Annotated in this window: 18 protein-coding genes and 5 pseudogenes; 8 read left to right on the top strand and 15 right to left on the bottom strand. The window is 38.0% G+C overall.

Going from position 1 to position 20,175, the window contains the following annotated elements; all coding sequences use genetic code 11:
* Positions 1 to 71 precede the first annotated feature (71 nt).
* From ACLKL2_RS20245 to ACLKL2_RS03335, 4 genes and pseudogenes are all read right to left on the bottom strand, one after another.
* Positions 72 to 1,806 (bottom strand): annotated as a pseudogene (locus tag ACLKL2_RS20245) (SLC13 family permease).
* 64 nt (positions 1,807 to 1,870) lie between these two features.
* A complete protein-coding gene (cysN, locus tag ACLKL2_RS03325) occupies positions 1,871 to 3,280 on the bottom strand; it encodes a sulfate adenylyltransferase subunit CysN (protein WP_113817532.1) in 1,410 nt (469 codons plus the stop codon).
* A 30-nt stretch (positions 3,281 to 3,310) separates the two neighbouring features.
* Positions 3,311 to 4,234, bottom strand: coding sequence for a sulfate adenylyltransferase subunit CysD (gene cysD, locus ACLKL2_RS03330; protein ID WP_413693366.1), 924 nt, complete (start codon positions 4,232 to 4,234; stop codon positions 3,311 to 3,313).
* 397 nt (positions 4,235 to 4,631) lie between these two features.
* A pseudogene (locus ACLKL2_RS03335) lies at positions 4,632 to 5,761 on the bottom strand (site-2 protease family protein).
* Between the two features lie 228 nt (positions 5,762 to 5,989).
* Between ACLKL2_RS03335 and ACLKL2_RS03340 the strand changes: the two are divergent.
* The gene (locus tag ACLKL2_RS03340; protein ID WP_113817529.1) at positions 5,990 to 6,349 is read left to right on the top strand and encodes a DUF2750 domain-containing protein; all 360 of its coding nucleotides are present in this window, start codon (positions 5,990 to 5,992) and stop codon (positions 6,347 to 6,349) included.
* Between the two features lie 117 nt (positions 6,350 to 6,466).
* Positions 6,467 to 7,072 (top strand): RNA methyltransferase, encoded by a 606-nt coding sequence (locus tag ACLKL2_RS03345; RefSeq protein WP_413693368.1) that lies wholly within the window; start codon positions 6,467 to 6,469, stop codon positions 7,070 to 7,072.
* A 77-nt stretch (positions 7,073 to 7,149) separates the two neighbouring features.
* On the opposite strand, the pseudogene ACLKL2_RS03350 reads toward ACLKL2_RS03345, so the two are convergent.
* A pseudogene (locus tag ACLKL2_RS03350) lies at positions 7,150 to 8,528 on the bottom strand (PhoH family protein).
* A 278-nt stretch (positions 8,529 to 8,806) separates the two neighbouring features.
* Here ACLKL2_RS03350 and ACLKL2_RS03355 point away from each other — a divergent pair.
* The 4 genes and pseudogenes from ACLKL2_RS03355 (at position 8,807) to ACLKL2_RS03370 (ending at position 9,966) form a co-directional block, all read left to right on the top strand.
* Positions 8,807 to 9,109 carry a DUF496 family protein gene (locus tag ACLKL2_RS03355; RefSeq protein ID WP_413693369.1) on the top strand — a complete coding sequence of 101 codons (303 nt, stop codon included), beginning with the start codon at positions 8,807 to 8,809 and terminating at the stop codon, positions 9,107 to 9,109.
* A gap of 105 nt (positions 9,110 to 9,214) precedes the next feature.
* Positions 9,215 to 9,385: a hypothetical protein gene (locus ACLKL2_RS03360; protein WP_413693371.1), complete on the top strand. Its 171-nt coding sequence runs from the start codon at positions 9,215 to 9,217 to the stop codon at positions 9,383 to 9,385.
* A 44-nt stretch (positions 9,386 to 9,429) separates the two neighbouring features.
* Positions 9,430 to 9,495: pseudogene (locus ACLKL2_RS03365) on the top strand (hypothetical protein); the annotation flags it as partial.
* 45 nt (positions 9,496 to 9,540) lie between these two features.
* Positions 9,541 to 9,966, top strand: coding sequence for a 4'-phosphopantetheinyl transferase family protein (locus ACLKL2_RS03370; RefSeq protein ID WP_413693372.1), 426 nt, complete (start codon positions 9,541 to 9,543; stop codon positions 9,964 to 9,966).
* Positions 9,967 to 10,008: 42 nt separating this feature from the next.
* Here the strand turns inward: ACLKL2_RS03370 and ACLKL2_RS03375 are convergent, their stop codons facing one another.
* From ACLKL2_RS03375 to ACLKL2_RS03390, 4 genes are all read right to left on the bottom strand, one after another.
* Entirely contained in the window at positions 10,009 to 10,302 is a 294-nt protein-coding gene (locus tag ACLKL2_RS03375; protein ID WP_113817524.1) for a PilZ domain-containing protein, read from the bottom strand.
* Positions 10,303 to 10,415: 113 nt separating this feature from the next.
* The gene (locus tag ACLKL2_RS03380) at positions 10,416 to 10,820 is read right to left on the bottom strand and encodes an acyl-CoA thioesterase (RefSeq protein ID WP_413693373.1); all 405 of its coding nucleotides are present in this window, start codon (positions 10,818 to 10,820) and stop codon (positions 10,416 to 10,418) included.
* Positions 10,810 to 11,280, bottom strand: a complete 471-nt coding sequence (locus ACLKL2_RS03385) for a low molecular weight protein-tyrosine-phosphatase (RefSeq protein ID WP_113817522.1) — start codon at positions 11,278 to 11,280, stop codon at positions 10,810 to 10,812. Before ACLKL2_RS03385 ends, ACLKL2_RS03380 begins: the two co-directional genes overlap by 11 nt.
* 24 nt (positions 11,281 to 11,304) lie before the next feature.
* Positions 11,305 to 11,871 carry an elongation factor P hydroxylase gene (locus ACLKL2_RS03390; RefSeq protein ID WP_413693374.1) on the bottom strand — a complete coding sequence of 189 codons (567 nt, stop codon included), beginning with the start codon at positions 11,869 to 11,871 and terminating at the stop codon, positions 11,305 to 11,307.
* Between the two features lie 93 nt (positions 11,872 to 11,964).
* On the opposite strand from ACLKL2_RS03390, the gene pdxH reads away from it, so the two are divergent.
* The gene (gene pdxH / locus ACLKL2_RS03395; protein WP_413693375.1) at positions 11,965 to 12,618 is read left to right on the top strand and encodes a pyridoxamine 5'-phosphate oxidase; all 654 of its coding nucleotides are present in this window, start codon (positions 11,965 to 11,967) and stop codon (positions 12,616 to 12,618) included.
* 29 nt (positions 12,619 to 12,647) lie between these two features.
* Here the strand turns inward: pdxH and ACLKL2_RS03400 are convergent, their stop codons facing one another.
* From ACLKL2_RS03400 to ACLKL2_RS03425, 6 genes and pseudogenes are all read right to left on the bottom strand, one after another.
* The gene (locus ACLKL2_RS03400; protein ID WP_413693376.1) at positions 12,648 to 13,616 is read right to left on the bottom strand and encodes a Solitary outer membrane autotransporter beta-barrel domain; all 969 of its coding nucleotides are present in this window, start codon (positions 13,614 to 13,616) and stop codon (positions 12,648 to 12,650) included.
* A 43-nt stretch (positions 13,617 to 13,659) separates the two neighbouring features.
* The gene (locus tag ACLKL2_RS03405; protein ID WP_413693377.1) at positions 13,660 to 14,130 is read right to left on the bottom strand and encodes a hypothetical protein; all 471 of its coding nucleotides are present in this window, start codon (positions 14,128 to 14,130) and stop codon (positions 13,660 to 13,662) included.
* 14 nt (positions 14,131 to 14,144) lie between these two features.
* Positions 14,145 to 15,059, bottom strand: coding sequence for a cobyric acid synthase (locus ACLKL2_RS03410; RefSeq protein WP_413693378.1), 915 nt, complete (start codon positions 15,057 to 15,059; stop codon positions 14,145 to 14,147).
* Between the two features lie 94 nt (positions 15,060 to 15,153).
* Positions 15,154 to 16,205, bottom strand: a pseudogene (gene aroG, locus ACLKL2_RS03415) (3-deoxy-7-phosphoheptulonate synthase AroG).
* Positions 16,206 to 16,294: 89 nt separating this feature from the next.
* Positions 16,295 to 17,542 carry a molybdopterin molybdotransferase MoeA gene (gene moeA, locus ACLKL2_RS03420; RefSeq protein WP_413693379.1) on the bottom strand — a complete coding sequence of 416 codons (1,248 nt, stop codon included), beginning with the start codon at positions 17,540 to 17,542 and terminating at the stop codon, positions 16,295 to 16,297.
* Between the two features lie 73 nt (positions 17,543 to 17,615).
* Complete coding sequence (locus ACLKL2_RS03425) at positions 17,616 to 18,530, bottom strand: LysR family transcriptional regulator (protein ID WP_413693380.1); 915 nt, start codon at positions 18,528 to 18,530, stop codon at positions 17,616 to 17,618.
* A 195-nt stretch (positions 18,531 to 18,725) separates the two neighbouring features.
* Between ACLKL2_RS03425 and ACLKL2_RS03430 the strand changes: the two genes are divergently transcribed.
* Positions 18,726 to 19,940 (top strand): pyridoxal phosphate-dependent aminotransferase, encoded by a 1,215-nt coding sequence (locus ACLKL2_RS03430; RefSeq protein ID WP_413693381.1) that lies wholly within the window; start codon positions 18,726 to 18,728, stop codon positions 19,938 to 19,940.
* Positions 19,941 to 20,175: the final 235 nt, after the last annotated feature.

Here is a 20,175-nt window from a genome sequence, read left to right on the forward strand (position 1 = left end):
TCTCTCTTAAAGTGCTTATATCCAGTCTTATAGTTAATTAATAAACGCTGGAAAACATAAATAATAAACGGTTAAGCGGCTGTTAAACCAAATACGCTAACAATAGCTATGATGCAGGTTACGCTATACACCAAACTAACAGGGATGCCGATTTTAATAAAATCATTGAGTTTGTATTGACCTGCATTAAACACCATTAAATTAGTTTGATAACCATACGGGCTAATAAAGCTGGCACTGGCCCCAAAAGCAACCGCCATAATAAACGCAGTCGGGTTAGCATCAATACTCAAGGCTAAGCCATAGGCAATGGGAAAATCAAAGCCGCCGCCGCATTGTTGGTAACCAATTCAGTTAATAATAAAGTGATAGCAAATATTGCAACCAAGGCAAACAATGGGCTGAATAGGTGTGTACTGGCACTCATCAACTGGTTAAAGTTATCAATCACACCACTATTTTGTAGAGCATAGGACAATACAATAGCAGAGGAGATGATCACCCAAATATCAGTTGGGAAACGTCTTAACAACTCACTACTCGTCACACAGCCACTCAATAATAAGACACCGAGTAACAGTAATACCGCTTTAAATAACGGAATAACGCCAAGCGCAGCTAAGCCAATGGCAACAAAGAAACCAGCAATAGCTAGTAACTCTTTTTTACCTGATAAACGTGAATCTAATTCAACATCGGATAATAGGATAAAGTTTTTACGAATATTACGACGTGATTTAAAGTCTTCACCGACTGCTAACACTAAAAAATCGCCAGGTTTAATTTTAAGCTTACCTATTTTACCAGAGACCTTTTCACCATCGCGTTTAATGGCTACCACAGCGGCATCAAACAAAGAGCGGAAACCAACAGACTTTAATGATTTACCATTTAAAATACTTTCAGAGCGAACCACAACTTCACGCAGATTACCTAAAGGTAAACCGCTGCTTTCAGCAAAGATAGATAACCCATCAAATAGGCGAAGTTGGCTTACTTTAGAGATATCGCCACTGAAGATTAATTTGTCATTGGCTTGAATCACTTGATTAGGGTTAATCGCGGTTAACTGTAAATCACCACGCATAATCTCCACTAAGAATAGTGATTGCAGGTGACGTAAACCATTTTCATCGATACTTTTACCGACCAAACTAGATTCAGGTTTAACCTTAGCTTCTATAAAATACTTTTGGGCGGTATCACCTTGTATTTTACGATCAGGTAATAGTGAACGACAAAAATATAATGCTACACCACAGGCTGCCACTACGCAGATACCTACTAGGGTAAAATCAAAAAGCCTAAGGATGGCAGGTTTGCATCAAGTACTAAACTGTTGACGATTAAGTTGGTTGATGTCCCCACTAGTGTTAATGTGCCGCCTAAAATAGCCGCATATGATAAAGGAATTAATAACTTACTAGCAGAGTGGTTGGGGTTATTTCGTATTGGCCCAAGCATGGTTGAAACAACCGCCGTATTATTTAAAAACGCCGATGACAGTACAGTTAATCCAAACAACCTTAACCAAGTCGCACTGTAATTAGGTTGAATCACTTTCATTGCCACTAAGCGCAACAATCGGGTTTTTTCTAATGCTATGGAGCACAGCATTAATATAATAAGGGTTAATAAGCCTTGATTTGACAGGCTAAGAATAACTTGGTCTGTAGTGACCATTTGCGTTGAAAACAGCGTTAATAATGCAACGCCAAATACTTGGCTTGGACGTTGTTGGAATTTAATTAAACCAATGATGGTTAGGATGAAAACGGCAAGTACAAAATAGGATTGGAATGTCATGAATGCGCCATCAATGAAGCGTGATCAGAAGTCAATAACACTGACAACTGATCACTTTTTAGAATTACCCTTTCAGGATATCTTTTGCTTCCCAATGTGGGAAATGCTTACGTACTAGTGCATTGAATTCAACTTCAAAGTCACTGTAAGCTGTTTTTGGCGCAGCTTTAGCTTCAATGGCTTGTTTAATCATACCAGCACCAACTGTGGCATTAGACAAACGATCAATAATGATGAAAGCACCAGTCGCACGGTTTGATGAGTAAGCATCAAATTGTACTTCTTTAGCCACTTCAAAATTACAGCTACCGATCTCATTTAGACCTAGTTTAGAAGCAGGTTTTTGCTCGATAGTATTTACATCTGTTTGGTAGTTAACAGAAGTCACAGTACCTACTGTAGAGTTACTGCCTACTTTTACAATGTATTCACGGTCAACGTGCAATGCATTTTCATCCATCCAAACTACGTCAGCTTCAAAGTTCTTAGTTGACTGTGGTTTTTCATGTGGACGAACAATCATATCACCACGGCTGATATCGATTTCATCTTCAAGTGTTAGCGTTACTGCCATACCTTGGTATGCCACTTCTAAGTTACCGTCAAATGTAACGATCTCTTTAACTTTACTTTGTTTACCAGAAGGTAATGCTTCAATCGTATCACCCACACGGATTTCACCAGATGCAATCGTACCTGCAAAACCACGGAAATCTAAGTTTGGACGGTTAACGTATTGCACACCTAAACGGAACTGTTCATTTTCATCACTGCTGATTTGAACTGTGTTCAATAGGCGTAATAACGGAGAACCTGGATACCAAGTCATGTTTTCGCTTTGGTTTACAACGTTATCGCCTTTTAGTGCAGAGATAGGTACAAAACGAATATCTGCAATGTTTAGCTGTTGAGCGAACTCACGGTAATCATCTTTAATTTTTTTGTAAACTTCTTGGTCGTAACCTACTGCGTCCATTTTATTGATCGCAATAACCACATGTTTAATACCCAGAAGAGAACAGATATAAGAGTGACGACGTGTTTGAACTTGTACACCGTGACGCGCATCGATAAGGATGATTGCAAGGTCACATGTAGAAGCACCAGTAGCCATGTTACGTGTGTATTGCTCATGTCCTGGTGTATCAGCGATGATGAATTTACGTTGCTCTGTTGCAAAGTAACGGTAAGCAACATCGATAGTAATACCTTGCTCACGCTCAGATTGTAGACCATCAACTAATAACGCTAAGTCAAATGATTCATCTGTTGTATTGAATTTTTTAGAATCTTTTTCAATAGCAGCCATGTGATCTTCAAAAATCATTTTGCTATCAAATAATAGACGACCAATCAGAGTTGATTTACCGTCATCTACGCTACCACAGGTAATAAAACGCATCATGTCTTTGTTTTCATGGACACGTAAATATTCTTCGATGTCCGATGCGATTAGATTTGTATCGTTAGTCATGTTTTTTCCTTAACTCTTTATAGGATTGGGTTATTTAAGCGTTGGCCTAAAAATAACCTTCCATTTTTTCTTTTCCATCGAACCAGCAGAATCGTTATCGATTACACGGCCTTGACGCTCAGAGGTAGTTGTTAATAACATCTCTTGAATGATTTCAGGTAATGTCTTCGCTTCAGACTCAATCGCACCTGTTAATGGGTAACAACCTAGTGTACGGAAACGTACATTTTTCATCTGTGGAACTTCACCCTCTTCTAAAGGCATACGCTCATCATCAACCATGATTAAAGAACCATCACGCTCAACCACTGGGCGAGGAGCAGAGAAATATAGAGGAACCATATCGATTTGTTCTTGGTAGATGTACTGCCAGATATCAAGCTCAGTCCAGTTAGAAAGTGGGAATACACGGATACTTTCTCCACGGTCTACTTTAGAGTTGTAGATGTTCCATAATTCTGGACGTTGGTTTTTTGGATCCCAACGGTGCTTTTTATCACGGAAAGAGTAAACACGTTCTTTTGCACGAGACTTCTCTTCATCACGACGTGCGCCACCAAATGCAGCATCAAAACCGTAATGATCTAATGCTTGTTTAAGACCTTGTGTCTTCATTACATCGGTGTGCTTAGCAGAACCATGGGTAAATGGCCCCATGCCCATTGCAATACCTTCAGGATTTTTATGAACTAATAAATCAAAGTCATATTTCTTCGCTAGATTGTCACGGAATTCAATCATCTCTTTGAATTTCCAATCTGTATCTACGTGTAACAGCGGGAAAGGAATCTTACCTGGGTAAAAAGCTTTACGTGCAAGGTGCAATAACACAGACGAATCTTTACCGATTGAATACAACATTACTGGGTTATCAAACTCAGCGGCTACTTCACGCATTATTTGAATCGATTCAGCCTCAAGTGCCTTAAGGTGAGTTAGTCTTTTATTGTTCATGTGTTTCCTTACAAAGTCACAAGATATATATAATTTTCTCTATTATGCAGTGTTATTTAATAAAAATCAGTAACGAAATTAGATAGTATATAGAAAATTGTTATAAGGGTGCGCCTTTGTTTAATTCATTGAAAAAGAAAAGTTTATTGTAAACCACTCTAAGATTGATAGGTGTTAAAGACAATCAAAGACAGTTATCAACGTATAAAGAGTTTATTTACTCAATCATACCAACTGGGTTAAGTTAACTATGAAATGATGCTTAAAATCAGTTAATTAGTGTGCTGATATAAACGCTAGTGTGACATAATTAAACAGCAAAAAATAGTCAAAGATTAGTTCCCAAATAGGGGAATAAGTTCAATTAACTAAAGATTGCTGTTTAAAACGACCAATATTAACTACCTAGAATAATCAAAGGCAAAGATAAAAGTTGGTCTCCTGATTTAGCAAAATAGAAGATGATGGCAATTAACGCCCCTACCGTCAGAAAATACCATGCAGTTGAAAACAGTTGACCGTATCTGTCTAAGGGTAACAAATGACTATTAAAGCGGGTTCGCCATTCCAACACAATTTCCACACTGCCAATTAATAATAAAAACCCTAATAAAGCTAAACCAAGTTGGTAACTTACTAGGACCCCTACTAAGGCTGTTACCACACAAGCTAATAAACCAACTAGGCTGTTCATGGAGAAAGTAATACTTTTTAAAATGTGTCCACCATCTAAAGGCAAAATAGGCAGTAGATTAAATAAATTTAACAATGCATTAAATGTAGCTAAACCAGCAAAAAAGGTACTGTCTGTTAACCAGTACACAATTAAACACCCAATAGACATAATCAAACCAAATGTCGGGCCCATAATTGAGATAACCACATCTTGCCAACGGGTATTAATTTTTTGGTCGGTGACCGCTAAACCACCAATAAAGGGAATCAGGTAGATACCTTTGGTTTTCATACCAAAATATTTCATGGCTCGAATATGCCCGTATTCATGGAACACTAAACAAGCAATCAAAGCCATGGCAAATTGAAAAGAGAAAAACCAACTATAAGCAGCAATACTTGCGCCCGCTAAGACAACCTTAATAATTTTAGCACTCTTAAATAACTTTAACGCGAGTGAACCTAAACCAAGTAAACTTAATTTTTTAGGTTCTTGGTTTATTTTAATTGGCGTCTGCTGTTCAATATCCTTTTCGTTTCTGGTTTTTCTTCGATAAGTTGATCATCCACAAATAATGAATAAGACACTAAAAATGGCTGCCAAATAATATAAACATCTAATTTACAATCAATAGCGACTTTTTCAGTAATCACATCATCCTGTGGTATATCACTAGCCTTTATTGTTTGTTGTTGAAACAGTTGAAAATGATGCGTGGTATTTCCCTGTGCTGATTCACTCGCGGTGATTTGCGATACTAATTGGTCACCCCAATACAATTGCTGCCAACCGGCCATTGAGGCCTCTAATCTTAATATTTTACCAAAATGTGGTATTTGTAATAATTCCATGATTTATCCTTATGATTCCACTTAATTATGACAGAATTAAAAACAACTAACTATCTAGGGATTTCATCAAATCGTCACTATTTCTGACTTTCAATTATTCACTTAACCCGTATACTTAGCTTTTTTCCAATGTTGTTAATTTTCAGCTACTAAGTTTGTTCAATAAAGCAGCATATAATTTAACGACATTGATACTTGAACCACCCTTTATTAAACAGAGAGAACACCATGACGCAAAATATTGCTGCATTAGAAAAATTCCAAGACGATGTCAAAGAGAGTCAGCTTTTATGGGCTTTACAAGATAAAGCAAGTGGTGATTGGGTGGTAATGGACTCAATGAATTACGAAGAAACAGAAGTGATGCCTTTATGGTCTTCTGAAGCATTAGCAAAAACACATTGTATTGAAGAATGGTCTGATTATGCGCCAGCTTCAATTTCACTAGCTGATTGGTTTGAATTTTGGTTAGAAGACCTAGTAGAAGACGATGTGATTGTTGGTCTTAACTGGGTAGGTGATGAAGATGATATCGAACTAGGTCTATCTGAATTTACTGAAGCACTTGGTCAAATCGAAGCTCTATAAATATTACTTGATGTGATACGCAGTAATATAGGTTAATTAACATCGCTTAATTGACCTATATTACTTGCACATTTAACCCGCTCTTTATTACTACTTCAGAAACCACACAAAAACATTATGTCAGAAAACAAAAACCAATCAGCGCACCCTTCTCGTACGATTATTGCTTTAACTAATCCTAAAAGTTCATCTAATGTCGGTGGTGCTATGCGGGCAGCTGGTTGTTACGATGCACAAAAAGTGGTTTATTCAGGTGACCGTTTTAATCGTGCTGTTCGCTTGGCAGCTGATACCCAAAAAGTCCACGAAATTGTGCCATTGGTTCATTATGAAGATCTATTAGACGCATTAGAGCCGGGCATGAAGTTAGTCTGTGTTGATTTAATCGAAGGTGCAACGCCTTTACCTAATTTCGAACATCCAGAAAATGCCATGTACTTGTTTGGGCCTGAAGATGGCACCATCAAACAAAAAGTTATCAATCAAGCTGATGCTGTGGTCTATGTACCAACCATAGGTTGCATGAACTTGGCGGCTTCAGTGAATGTTTTAATGTACGATAAATTAGCAAAGTCTCAACAACATCAATTAGATAATGAGTTAATTAAAAAGAGTCGAGATCGTAACAATAAGATCAAAGTGAAGGCGCTTAAGTATGAAAAAAATAGAATTAAAGAAGAAAATAGATTACTTCGTGAGGCGGCTCTAAAAGAGCAATCATAAACATCTTACTATGATTGTTATTATATGTGGCTTTTATCCACTAAGATAAAAGCCATGGATTAAAGAGTCTTATATAATTATAAATGCTCTTCAGCATATTCCGCGAGTCGGCTTCTTATCACCCCATTCAAGAATATATTAGCGCTACCTTCGAAGTCCTTAAATCTTTCCACAATATAAGTTAACCCTGAAGTAACAGGTGTTAGATAGTTACTATCAATTTGCGCCAGATTACCGGAGCAGACAATCTTAGTTCCTTCACCACAACGTGTAATAATGGTTTTTAGTTGAGAAGCCGTTAAGTTTTGACACTCATCCAACAACACAAAACTGTTTTGAATACTGCGTCCGCGCATAAAGTTAACAGATTTAAACTGAATATTAGCTTTATCCATAATGTAATTCACTGAGCTAGCACTGCAGTTGTCATTTTTATGAAGCACTTCCAAGGTATCTGTGACTGAGGCTAACCAAGGCATCATTTTTTCTTCTTCGGTGCCCGGTAAGAAACCAATGTTTTCAGCAATATCTGGAGTATTACGCGTCACAATAATTTTGTCGTACTGTTTTTGTTCAATGACTAGTTCAAGTGCGGCTGCCACTGCCAGTAATGTTTTACCACAACCAGCCGGGCCAGTTAACACAACTAAATCGATACTAGGGTCAAGCAACGCATTAATGGCCATGCCTTGATAAATATTTTTAGGTGTGACTCCCCAAGCTTGTTGACCCATGATGCGATCATAGCCAATATCTAGGAGTTCAACTCCTTCTTCGAATTGGTCAGTAATTTTACCAACAAAATCGTGGTTTTCATCGAGAATATATTGATTAGGAAAAGGTTGGGTAATTAATTCGGTTTTTAATTGGTGATAGGTATCTTCACCACGATTGAAGGTTTCACACTCCTTGATGGTATCCCAGAAATCTCCTGCTACTTGCTGATAACCTTTGCTTAACAGGTCAACATCATCAATGAGTTTATCGGTACGGTAATCTTCTACATATTTTAAACCTGCCCCTTTTGCTTTGAGGCGCATATTGATATCTTTGGTGACGAGAACTACTCTTGAAGGGGCTTTGCTTTTTGGAGGTACAGTGCGGTATTAATAATTCGGTTATCAGGCTCATCCTCACTAAAGGATTCTTGTAGGAATGAGGCATGGTGATCGGCAAATATAGAAATGCTACCACCTAATAACACCCCTTTGTGGTCTATTTTCACCCCCTGTGATATTTGCTCAGTGGTGGCGTCTTCAAAAAGGTTTTCTAAACCACGTATAGCGACTCGGGCGTCTCGACTTACATCTTTTTGTCTGTCTTTAATGCGGTCCAACTCTTCTAAAACTGTCATTGGAATAACAACATTGTGTTCTTGGAAGGAGTATAGGGCTAATGGCTCATGTAATAAAACGTTGGTATCAAGGATATAGAATTTGCGTTCGGCTTCTGTCATGAATAACTCCTCTATTGAAAAAATATTGCTGTTACAATTTTTATATAAACAATAAGTTATGTCACTTTCATTACAACCATTACATTTACAAGAATAACCGTCAAGTCAAAGTTTCAATCATTTATGCGTGAATTTTGAAAAAATGTGTTTCGTAAATAATCAGCGTGCGTATAATTGAATCAATGATACAAATCAGCAATTTAATCATTATATGAATGTTCAAAGCAGTTCATTGTTGATTTAAAATAAGTAAGACTATCAATCAAAAGGTGTGATAAATGAGTACAGTTCTTGAATTAGTAAAAAACACGCGTCGTAAAAACAAGTTAAAACGTGAAATCATTGATAACGAGAAAAAAATCCGTGATAACCGTAAACGTGTCGACCTATTAACCAACTTACTTGAGTACATTACACCGGCTATGACTCATGAAGATATCGTTAATATCATTAAAAACATGCAATCGGATTATGAAGATCGTGTAGATGATCACATTATTACCGGTGCTGAATTATCAAAAGAACGTCGTGAAGTGAATAAACAAATCAATTCATTTAGACGTCCAGAAGCAAATAAATAACGACAACTTACCTCGTTATAATTGCCCCAAAAAAGATAGCTTAGCTATCTTTTTTGATTTCTAACCACTGTATTTTCCTCGATCTTCAATCTGTTAGGCAAAACGATGAACTCAACTCCCTCATCCCTATCACAATTGCAAAACAACCATATCGACCTATGGTCAGTTTCAGTTGAGCAATTTACTGATAGCAAGCAAAAGCAAGCCACCATACTGCTGAATGAGCAAGAGCAAATTAAGATAGCCAGTTATAAAAACAACAACGCAAAAAAATAGCACTGATATCTCGTGCGCTTTGTCGCCTTGTATTAAGTCAATATATTGGTTGCGCACCTCAAGCACATCAATTTATCCGCAATCAACACGGCAAACCCAGCCTAGCTAATAACCCAAAAAAATTAACATTTAACATTAGCCATAACGATAAGCTAGTGGTCATTGCTGTATGTGTTAATGATCAAATTGGCTGTGATATAGAAAGTCCTGAGCGACGAGTAAGCATTGAACCAATCACAAGACGCTACTTCTCCGAGCAAGAGCATTCTATGTTAATGGCCAAACAAGGAGAGTCACAAAAGCAGGCATTTTTTAAAATCTGGACATTAAAAGAAGCTTTTGTAAAAGCAACAGGGATAGGTATCAGCTTAGGGCTAGATTCATTTTATTTCATACTCGATCAACCACAACAGGCATCACAAAATATTAAAGTGGCTTTTAATGCTCACTATCCGTTAGATACTGAGCAAGCTTGGCATTGTTATCATGACAGCCTACATTCACAAGCACTTTCATTATGTCGCGCTAGTGATAGTAAGCAGAAGATTAATTACTTAGAGGCAAGTCATCTATTTCAATAAGATTGAGTCATCATGGTCAGACAGATGTAGCAGAAATATCTGCTACTTTAGTTCGATAAACTCTACTGCTGCCGAATATCCACCTTGCTCTTCTTGATTAACACGCAATAGTTTCGCCACGGCATGTAACGGTAAAAAGCGACTGTCAGTAGTCTCTAATAAAATTTCAACTTGCTGGTCAGTATTTAATCCTGAATCATTAAATGTAATACGCATCCCGGTACTACTTAAATCATTACAGGTGCCAGGGTAAGATACTCCATCTTTTACAATCTCAATCGGGAGATTTATCTCCATCCGATGAAATGAACGTTTATCATTTTGCGCAAAGTACATAAGATTCCCTCTTCTAATTTTTTCTTAAAATGACTTATAACGTCTTATTTTGCAAGTATCACTCAGCTATTTAGGTGAAAACTGAGTCTGTCATCAAAGCAATAGATAAATGTTCATGGCTTAGATAACAACTGAATAATCGATTCCGGCATGGGCTGTAATTGTTTATTTTTATCTAAACACACCATTTCAATATCACCAATCACAGCCGCTCGTTTTGGATTAGGTCGCCACACTTCTTGACGCCATAGTGTCTTATACTTGCCATCAATAACAAAGCTAGTGCGGATATCACATATTTCAGCAAACTCTACTCCATCTTGAAAGGTCATATTTGCTTTATACACAGCAAAACCTAAACCTTGCTCTTTCCACAACAGATCTAAACGTTGGCTGCCAATAACATGTTCTCGAGCCCGTTCAAAATACTTTAAAAAGTTAGGGTGATATACCACGCCAGAATGATCCGTGTCTTCATAATATATTTGCACTGGGTGGTGATAAATCTTATTTTCCATCTACATTCGAACCTATGTTATCTAATATGTTGTCGCTGGCTTCTTCTAATAAATCCAACACTAATTCAAAGCCCTTCTCTCCCCCATAATAAGGATCAGGGATCACTTGCTCACCTAGGCCTGCGAATGCTAAAAATAACGCGATTTTATGTTGGTGTTGTACTGGGCATCGCTCTAGTAAATCTTGCTTATTCTCTTGATCCGCTGCTAGGATATAATCAAAGTCAGAAAAATCCTGTGTAGTGACTCCCCGTGAGTTAATACCTGAAAATGAATATCCGCGCTTTTCCCCCGCTGCGACTGCTCTGGCATCTGGATTATTGCCTTGATGATAGTTAATAGTGCCTGCAGAATCGATATCTAACGCCACTCCTTTTTGCTGAGCTTTAGCCCTTAGCACAGCCTCTGCGGTTGGCGACCTGCAAATATTACCTAAACAAACAATCAGTACTTTTTTCATCTGCTTTCTCACTTTATTAAATGATTATTCAACGAGTTGATACATACCTTGATAAGCAAAGTTTTCAGGTTGTAAATTAGGGGTTTGATAGGCTTTTTGCAATGCGTCTATCAAGGTTTGTGTTCGTTCACATACACCTTTCTCTAATAACCATAATACTTTTTGATAGACTTTTTGTTTAAAGGCTAAGCGATTAATCACAATGCCACTTAAATTATCACTACTTACATCGAAGTCCGCACCACAACTCACCGTTAATATCCATTCTATAGCTTGCGGCAACACTTCTACTTTTTCAAACTCAGCTTGTCGTGCTTGGTCTCGATCATCAGGCTCATACCAATAGCCATAATCAACTTGTAAACGTCGTTGCTCACCGGCCACTAACCAATGCGATATTTCATGCAAAGCACTAGAGAAATAACCATGGGCAAAAACAATTTGATGATATGAACATTCATCATTAGCAGGTAAATAAATGGGTTCGTCATCACCTAACACCAGCTCAGTATTATATTGTTGAAAAAACTGCTGATTAAATATCTGAATTAAATCTTGGCTAACAAACTCGTTTTTTGACGGTTGGAACATACAATAAAAATCTCATAAAACAATATGATCGACAAGGGTAAATACAAATTATACACTTCCCTTTATGTTCAATCTAACTAATAAAGATAAACCATGTCATTACTGAGCAAACTTCGTTGTGCATTCACCTTAGGGCAAGGTGTATTGATCGAAAATAAAGCATTAACCACAACAAACGATCCAATTCAATTCTTTAACGATTGGTTAAAAGAAGCGGAATCAACTGGGGTTGTGTTACCAGAGTCTATGTCTGTTTCGACTTGTAGCCCACAAGGTCGCCCTTCTTCTCGAATGGTGTTATTAAAAGAAGTGGATCAACAAGGTTTTGTATTCTTTACTAACTACGGCAGTCGTAAAGCCGGAGAGTTAGACGCCACCCCCTTTGCTGCCTTGTTGTTTCATTGGAATATACTGCAACGTCAGGTACGAATTGAAGGGCGAATTGAGCGTGTAAGTCATGCTGAGTCCGAAGCTTATTTCCATTCTCGTGGTCGAGGCAGCCAAATTGGTGCTTGGGCTTCAAAACAAAGCCAAGTATTAGATGAAAGACAAACACTGGTTGATAGTGTGAAATATTACGAAAATAAATTTTCAGGTCAAACTGTCCCTTTGCCTGATTTTTGGGGTGGCTACCGTGTGATCCCAGAAAAAATTGAGTTTTGGCAAGGTAAAGCCGATCGTTTACACGACCGCTTTACTTACACTAAATCAGGACAAGAATGGGTTATCAATAGACTCAACCCATAATATTCTTAAGTCGTATTTTGTGTCGTACTTTATTCATTCCAATAAAGTACGACGGTTGCACCACTGATTGAACTACCATAGTTAACTGATACACCAATCCCAATATTATCTAAAAATGGAATTTTATTATTAGTATCAATCACCCAGCCAACACTGGTTTCATAGTAATAACCATCGTCAGCCATCGCTTCTAAGTCACCAAAGAGATCAATTCTTTTGAAATCTATGGTTAAAAAGTCATTCACGCCCCACAGTTCCGGTACGCCAACGGTAAATTCCACACCATTTGTCACACGCCAACCTTCTGGGTTAACACTGTATTTGTCATTGATGGTGCCAGCAAAACTTTGTCCGTAAATATAATTGGTTTTATTATGTGCGCGCCAGGTCCCCCACTTCTCTTCTCGCTCGTAGCCGATGCCCACTTCTGGTTCAGTTATCAGCGCCCATGCACTGATATTTAAGGTATCACCGTCTAACTCATCGATAGCATCTTCAGGAAAGCCATCGCCATAATCATATTCATTGCTGTAATAAGTAAGGTGAAAACCTAATGCAGAAGTAACATACCAATTATCAGTGACATGATAAAATTGTGAGTAGTTACCATAAATACCCATAGTCTCCTGTTTAGCTGTATCATCAACTCCAGAATAAATCTCACTGTCACTTTCCGTATTAATGTAAAAAGCACGCACTGTGATGGCATGATCCCAGGCATCACTTTTAGGCTCTAGATCCCAGGTGTAAGGGATAACAAATACATTTAAACTATTTTTATAATTTGATGAATCTTCATCACCAAAACCAGGATCCTCAGACTCTATATCAAAATTGGTAAAACCAAAGGTCAATGCTTCACTGTCTGACATCAGTGTAGATATAGCAAAAGACTCTTCAATAGAGTCAAGTGCGCTTTCTGCAGCGCATACGGGAACGCCGAAAAATGAACTTAACAAAAAGCAGTAAATTGAAAAACGCTTACGATATTGAAACAAGTATCCCTCCTATTTTAAAACGTGTAAATGAACAAAAATATCCCTATAACCAGCCATGCTTTTCAAACATATCAGCTAGTTTGTCCAATTCTTTATCAATATGTGATTTCCAACTGATACCATTTTGTGCACCGCCCAGTTTCTCCATAAACCAGTTATAAAAAACGGCATTATCAAATAAGCCATGTAGGTATGAGGTATAGATATTATCTTGTTGCCAACCGATATCAGGATCGATAAACGGCTCAACACTATCATTTAATAACACACTTTCGCCATGATGAATTTCATAAGCGTCTATTGTTTGACCTAACCAGCTAATTTTTCTTTGTTTTGTTGCTTTATTGTGCGCCAATGTGGTGCTGAGATTAATAATACCTAAGCCCTGTTTATCACCATCTTCCAATGCTAATGGGTCGTTAATCTGAGAACCTAAAATTTGTAAACCACCACAAATGCCTAATACTAACTTACCTGTTTGACTAAATTTTTTAATCTCTTGGTCTAACCCCACGGCTTGTAAGTGCGCTAAGCTTTTGCCGCTGTTTTTACTCCGGGTAAAATAATTGCATCAAATACTGATAAATCTTGAGCAGTTTGCACTGGCACCAGATTGATATCATCTTGGTAAGTTAACGCATCGAACTCATCCATATTAGAAGCATAGGGATAATAGATAAGTGCAACGTTGATAGCACCATGTTGCCATGTTGTACCAAGTCTAAAGCTATCTTCTTCCGGTAAATGATGACGATGATAGGGTAAGTTAGCGACAGTAGGAATACCTGTTTTTTCCTCTAACCAGTCCATTGCATTGCCTAATAAACTTGGGTCTCCGCGAAACTTATTTAATACAAAGCCTTTAATGAGTTTTTGTTCTTCTTCAGCAAGACAAGCCCAAGTTCCAAGGAGATGAGCAAATGAACCACCCCTATCGATATCTGACACTAAATACACATCGGCTTGACACGCTAAGGCAACACTCATATTAACTATGTCCCCTTCGCGTAGATTGATCTCTGCAGGACTGCCAGCTCCTTCAATCACAATTTGCTCATATTCTGCTTGAATATCAGTTAATGCAATCACCACTTTAGGCCAGATCAGCTTTTTTCTGGCCATCCACGGCATATTGGAGATAGCGGTATCAACTTTACCGTTAATAATGACCTGACTAAAAGTCTCAGCACTGGGTTTTAATAATACCGGATTCATCAATACTGACGGTGTGGTTTTTGCTGCGATCGCTTGTAGATATTGCGCACGACCAATTTCAGAGCCATCTTCAGTGATTGCCGCATTATTACTCATGTTTTGTGCTTTAAAAGGAGCAACCTTCACACCACGATTTGCTAATAGGCGACAAATTGCAGTCACAATCAGTGACTTTCCTGCATCACTTGTACAACCTAATACCATTATCGGCTTTTTCTTTATTGTCATTATTTTTTACTTAATCCACATCTGCAGCATATTAAACAGGCAAAAAAAAGCACCGTTTTCACAGTGCTTTTATACAATTAACAAATCGTTACTCTTAACCGCGACGTGATGTCACTGCGTCAGATAGTTGTGCAAGTAGTGTTTCTGTTGCATCCCAACCGATACAAGCATCAGTAATACTTTGACCGTAAGTTGGTGCAACACCTTCGCATAGGTCTTGGCGACCTTCTACTAAGTGGCTTTCAACCATGACACCTGAGATTGCTTTATCACCACCAGCAATTTGACCACATACGTCATCAAGTACTTTCATTTGGTTTTCGAATTTCTTCTCAGAGTTTGCATGGCTGAAGTCGATCATTAATGTTTCAGCTAAACCTGATTTTTTAAGATCAGTTTTGATAGCAGCAACATGTTTTGCACTGTAGTTAGGCTCTTTACCACCACGTAGAATGATATGACAATCAGGGTTACCCGCTGTTTCTACTATCGCACTATGACCAAATTTGTTCACAGATAAGAAGTGGTGAGAAGCATTAGCAGCACCAATCGCATCTACCGCTACTTTAATCGTACCGTCTGTACCATTTTTGAAACCAACTGGGCAAGATAGACCAGAAGCTAGTTCACGGTGAACTTGTGATTCAGTCGTACGTGCACCGATTGCCCCCAAGACATAAGGTCAGCAATGTATTGCGGTGTGATCATATCTAGGAACTCAGTCGCTGCAGGTAAACCTTTTGAGTTAATGTCTAATAAAAGTTTACGAGCTGTACGTAGACCTTTATTGATGTTGAACGTACCGTTTAATTCAGGGTCATTAATTAAACCTTTCCAACCCACTGTTGTACGTGGCTTTTCAAAGTAAACACGCATAACAACTTCTAATGTATCTTTATATTTTTCACGCAGTGCAACTAGCTTATCAGCGTATACAAGTGCAGCTTCTGTATCGTGAATTGAACAAGGACCGATAATCACTAATACACGGTCATCTTTGTCACTTAAAATATTGCTAATAGCGTTACGCGAATCAGCAACTGTTTGGCTTACTGCATCTGTTGCTGGAAATTTTTCTAGTAAAGCAATAGGGGGTAATAGTTCTTTAATCGCTGTTATTTTCAAATCATCTGTTTTAATCATAATATGTCCTGAGCACACCGTTGTGCCTATTAGTTAACTTGTAGTTTTATTGTTTATTTTAAATATTCTGTTTAAGCGATCTTGCTTACCCATTAATCCATTAATTGGCTATACGGTTCAATCTCTACCGTCTCACCTTTTGCAATATTGCCTCTGTCTTGTTCCAGGACAATAAAGCAATTTGACTGACTCATTGAGCTAAACACGCCAGAGCCTTGATTTCCTGTGGTTGTTACAATTAACTGCCCCTGTTCATTCACTGAGTAGTTACCACGTTGAAAATCTGTTCTTCCGGGTGCTTTACGTAATGTATCAATACATACTGCATTTAAGCGTAGTGGTGCTTTTACCGCCTCTCCACTCATTTTAGCCATTGCTGGCACTGCTAATTGATATAGTGTCACGATAGCGGAAACCGGATTTCCTGGCAACCCAAAAAACACACTGTTTTGAAGCTTGCCAAAAGCAAAAGGTTTTCCTGGTTTAATTGCTAGTTTCCAGAATCCAATTTCACCTATCTCATTAAGCACTTGTTTAATGAAATCCGCGTCTCCAACGGAAACTCCGCCACTTGTGATCACAACATCGGCCTGTTGATCAGCCTTGATTAATGCAGCTTTAATTTCACTATAGTCATCTTTAATAATGCCAAAATCAATCACTTCAACATTTATACGGGATAGAAGTCCTATAATACTATATCTATTGCTATCGTAAATCTCACCTTGTTCTAACTTAGAACCTAACGGTCTTAACTCATCACCCGATGACATAACCGCTACTTTTAATTGACGATAGACAGGTAATTCAGAAAAACCTAAAGAGGCTAATAAAGGAATATCACGAGGTGTCAATTTATGGCCTTTTGATAACACCGTTTGCCCTACGCTTATATCTTCACCAGTAAAACGTAGATTGTTATGTAACTTAGGTGCATTCACAAAGGTGATAGTCTCGCCATCAACGGTTACTTGCTCTTGCATCACCACACAGTTTAACGCATCCGGTATCATTGCTCCGGTCATAATGCGAATACATTGTCCTCGTTGAATGCTTCCTTCAAAGGGAGCGCCAGCAAATGACTTACCTACTTCAATGAGAGAGATGGGCTGCATGACAGAACAATCGATTAAGTCATCACAATGCAATGCGTAACCATCCATTGCAGAGTTATTAAAAGGCGGTACATTTTGTTGCGAAATAATATCCTGACTTAAGGTATAACCTAACGCCGAAGATAGAGGTAAGGTGATCACCTCACACACATTACAGAGTGTATCTTGCATTTTTTTAATCGCATCCGCTAAAGGCATTAAGCCTGGTACATCACAACTACTCATATTATTTTCTCTATTAATTAGTATTTAAATATTTATTTAACGCATGTCGTTTGTTATCACGGTACTAGTAAGATTAAGCAGACTTAATCCCTTTTAAATTACTGAAACAGCTTTCAACTGCAGTACTGATAAAATCTTCGATGAAGGCTAAACTCTTCTGCTCTTCACGTACCGCGGCATATAAGGTTTTCCATACCCCCTCTTTACCAAGACGACGAGCCACTACATAATCCTTTTGCAGATATTCGAATAACGCCCAATTAGGTAACGCAGCTACACCTCGCCCACTGGCCACTAATTGCAACATCATCATGGTCATTTCCACTTGACGTATTTTTGCAGGATTAACTTCCTCTGGTATTAAAAAGCCATTAAAGATATCTAAGCGCTCTTTTTCAACTGGATAAGTAATCAATGTTTGTTCTTTTAGATCTTCTGCATCAATAAAGGTTTTATTCGCTAAGGGGTGATGACGACTCAACGCCAACATAGATTGATAACTAAACAGTGGGATATAACTAATACCTTCAATCACTTTCGGATCCGATGTCACCACCAGATCCAAATTACCACGCTTCAGAGCAGGTAATGGTAAAAAGCTAAAACCACTAGAAAAATCTAACTCCACCTCTGGCCAACTATCACGAAAAGCATCAATGGCAGGCATCAACCATTGAAAACAAGAGTGACATTCAATAGCCATATGTAAACGCCCTGCGTCACCTGATGAAAAACGTGATAAGTCACGCTCAGCCTGTTGGATCTGCGGTAAAACTTGATCGGCAAGTTCTAATATCCGTAAACCAGCAATGGTAAAACGGATTGGTCGTGATTTACGAATAAACAAAGAGCAATCTAAACGTTGCTCTAACTCTTTTAATTGATGAGAAAGTGCAGATTGCGTTAAATGTAATTGTTTAGCAGCTTCCACTAGGCTACCCGCTTTATTTAAGGTGGATAATGTTTTTAAGTGTTTAAATTCAATCATGATTAACCTTACAAGTGAATATTGATTATTCCATAAAAGTTAATTTTATTCATACTTAATATGAAATAATTGAATTTAGCTCATTAATAAACAATAACATGATGATTTTCAGTAATTCACCTTCACTAACTTAACCAGATAGGTTACTTTAACACGCTGTGTTAAGCATAAAATATTAGGGGTTAAGGGGTTTAAATGTATTCAATTGTTCGTTCAAACAAATTAGATAATGTCTGTTATGACATTCGTGGTCCAGTGCTAAAACAAGCAAATAAGCTGGAAGATGAAGGCCAACGTATTCTTAAATTGAACATAGGTAATCCCGCCACATTTGGATTTGAAGCCCCAGAAGAAGTATTAATGGACGTGATCAAGAACCTGCCAAAAAGCCAAGGTTATTGTGACAGTAAAGGCCTATTCTCAGCACGTAAAGCGGTCATGCAACATTATCAAGCCAAAGGCTTATTATCGCTAGATACTGATGATATTTACATTGGTAATGGGGTAAGCGAGTTGATTGTGATGGCGATGCAAAGCTTATTAAATAATGGCGATGAGATATTAGTACCAGCGCCAGATTACCCTTTGTGGACAGCGGCAGCCAACCTTTCTGGTGGTAAAGCCGTACACTATGTTTGTGATGAGGAATCTAACTGGTTCCCTGACATTGACGATATCAAATCAAAAATCACCTCTCGTACTAAGGGCATTGTGTTAATTAACCCAAACAACCCTACTGGTGCCGTATATAGTAAAGAGTTGTTAGAGCAAATCGTCGAGTTAGCACGCCAACATAACTTAATTGTTTTCTCCGATGAGATCTATTCAAAAATTGTTTACGATGATGCGGTGCATATTCCACTAGCGACCTTGGCTGATGATATTTTAATCGTCACCTTTGACGGTCTTTCAAAAGCCTATCGAGTATGTGGTTTCCGAGTCGGTTGGATGATGATCAGTGGCGCTAAAAAACAAGCCAGAGATTACATATCAGGCATTGAGATACTCGCCAGTATGCGTTTATGTGCAAATGTACCAATGCAACATGCGATTCAAACTTCATTAGGCGGTTACCAAAGTATTAACGAATTAACCGTACCTGGCGGACGTTTATATGACCAAACACAAACGGCATGGAAACTATTAAATGATATCCCTGGTGTTAGCTGTAACAAACCGCAAGGTGCGTTATATCTATTCCCTAAACTAGACCAAAAACGTTTTAACATTAAAGATGATCAACGTTTTGCAATGGACTTATTGACTGAAGAAAAGATTCTAATTGTACAAGGTACAGGCTTTAATTGGCATAAACCTGATCACTTCCGGATTGTGTGTTTACCTCGTGTTGATGAGATGAAGATGGCGATCAATAAAATAGCCAATTTCTTAGACGGTTATAGTCAATAAGTTTAATCGGTTAACTTCGCAGTGTTTGCAACAGTTTTGTCGCTCAACACTGCGCTGTTTCATTTGTCGTCACTTTACTCACAAACTGACTTTCTTATCTCGAACCTTATCTAAAATACTTCATGTAAATTATTGATCGCTTATCGACCTAATTACTATAAAATGCAAAAATAATTAGATTAAATAATTTATCTCTATTTTATAAAGTAATAATAACGGTTATTTGTATAATGGC

Origin of the sequence: Psychromonas sp. KJ10-2, from assembly GCF_047323255.1 — a bacterium.
GTDB lineage: Bacteria > Pseudomonadota > Gammaproteobacteria > Enterobacterales > Psychromonadaceae > Psychromonas.

Coding starts and splice junctions, on each gene's coding strand:
- cysN (WP_113817532.1), bottom strand. CDS start 3,280: ATGACTAACGATACAAATCTAATCGCATCGGACATCGAAGAATATTTA.
- cysD (WP_413693366.1), bottom strand. CDS start 4,234: ATGAACAATAAAAGACTAACTCACCTTAAGGCACTTGAGGCTGAATCG.
- ACLKL2_RS03340 (WP_113817529.1), top strand. CDS start 5,990: ATGACGCAAAATATTGCTGCATTAGAAAAATTCCAAGACGATGTCAAA.
- ACLKL2_RS03345 (WP_413693368.1), top strand. CDS start 6,467: ATGTCAGAAAACAAAAACCAATCAGCGCACCCTTCTCGTACGATTATT.
- ACLKL2_RS03355 (WP_413693369.1), top strand. CDS start 8,807: ATGAGTACAGTTCTTGAATTAGTAAAAAACACGCGTCGTAAAAACAAG.
- ACLKL2_RS03360 (WP_413693371.1), top strand. CDS start 9,215: ATGAACTCAACTCCCTCATCCCTATCACAATTGCAAAACAACCATATC.
- ACLKL2_RS03375 (WP_113817524.1), bottom strand. CDS start 10,302: ATGTACTTTGCGCAAAATGATAAACGTTCATTTCATCGGATGGAGATA.
- ACLKL2_RS03380 (WP_413693373.1), bottom strand. CDS start 10,820: ATGGAAAATAAGATTTATCACCACCCAGTGCAAATATATTATGAAGAC.
- ACLKL2_RS03385 (WP_113817522.1), bottom strand. CDS start 11,280: ATGAAAAAAGTACTGATTGTTTGTTTAGGTAATATTTGCAGGTCGCCA.
- ACLKL2_RS03390 (WP_413693374.1), bottom strand. CDS start 11,871: ATGTTCCAACCGTCAAAAAACGAGTTTGTTAGCCAAGATTTAATTCAG.
- pdxH (WP_413693375.1), top strand. CDS start 11,965: ATGTCATTACTGAGCAAACTTCGTTGTGCATTCACCTTAGGGCAAGGT.
- ACLKL2_RS03410 (WP_413693378.1), bottom strand. CDS start 15,059: ATGACAATAAAGAAAAAGCCGATAATGGTATTAGGTTGTACAAGTGAT.
- moeA (WP_413693379.1), bottom strand. CDS start 17,542: ATGAGTAGTTGTGATGTACCAGGCTTAATGCCTTTAGCGGATGCGATT.
- ACLKL2_RS03425 (WP_413693380.1), bottom strand. CDS start 18,530: ATGATTGAATTTAAACACTTAAAAACATTATCCACCTTAAATAAAGCG.
- ACLKL2_RS03430 (WP_413693381.1), top strand. CDS start 18,726: ATGTATTCAATTGTTCGTTCAAACAAATTAGATAATGTCTGTTATGAC.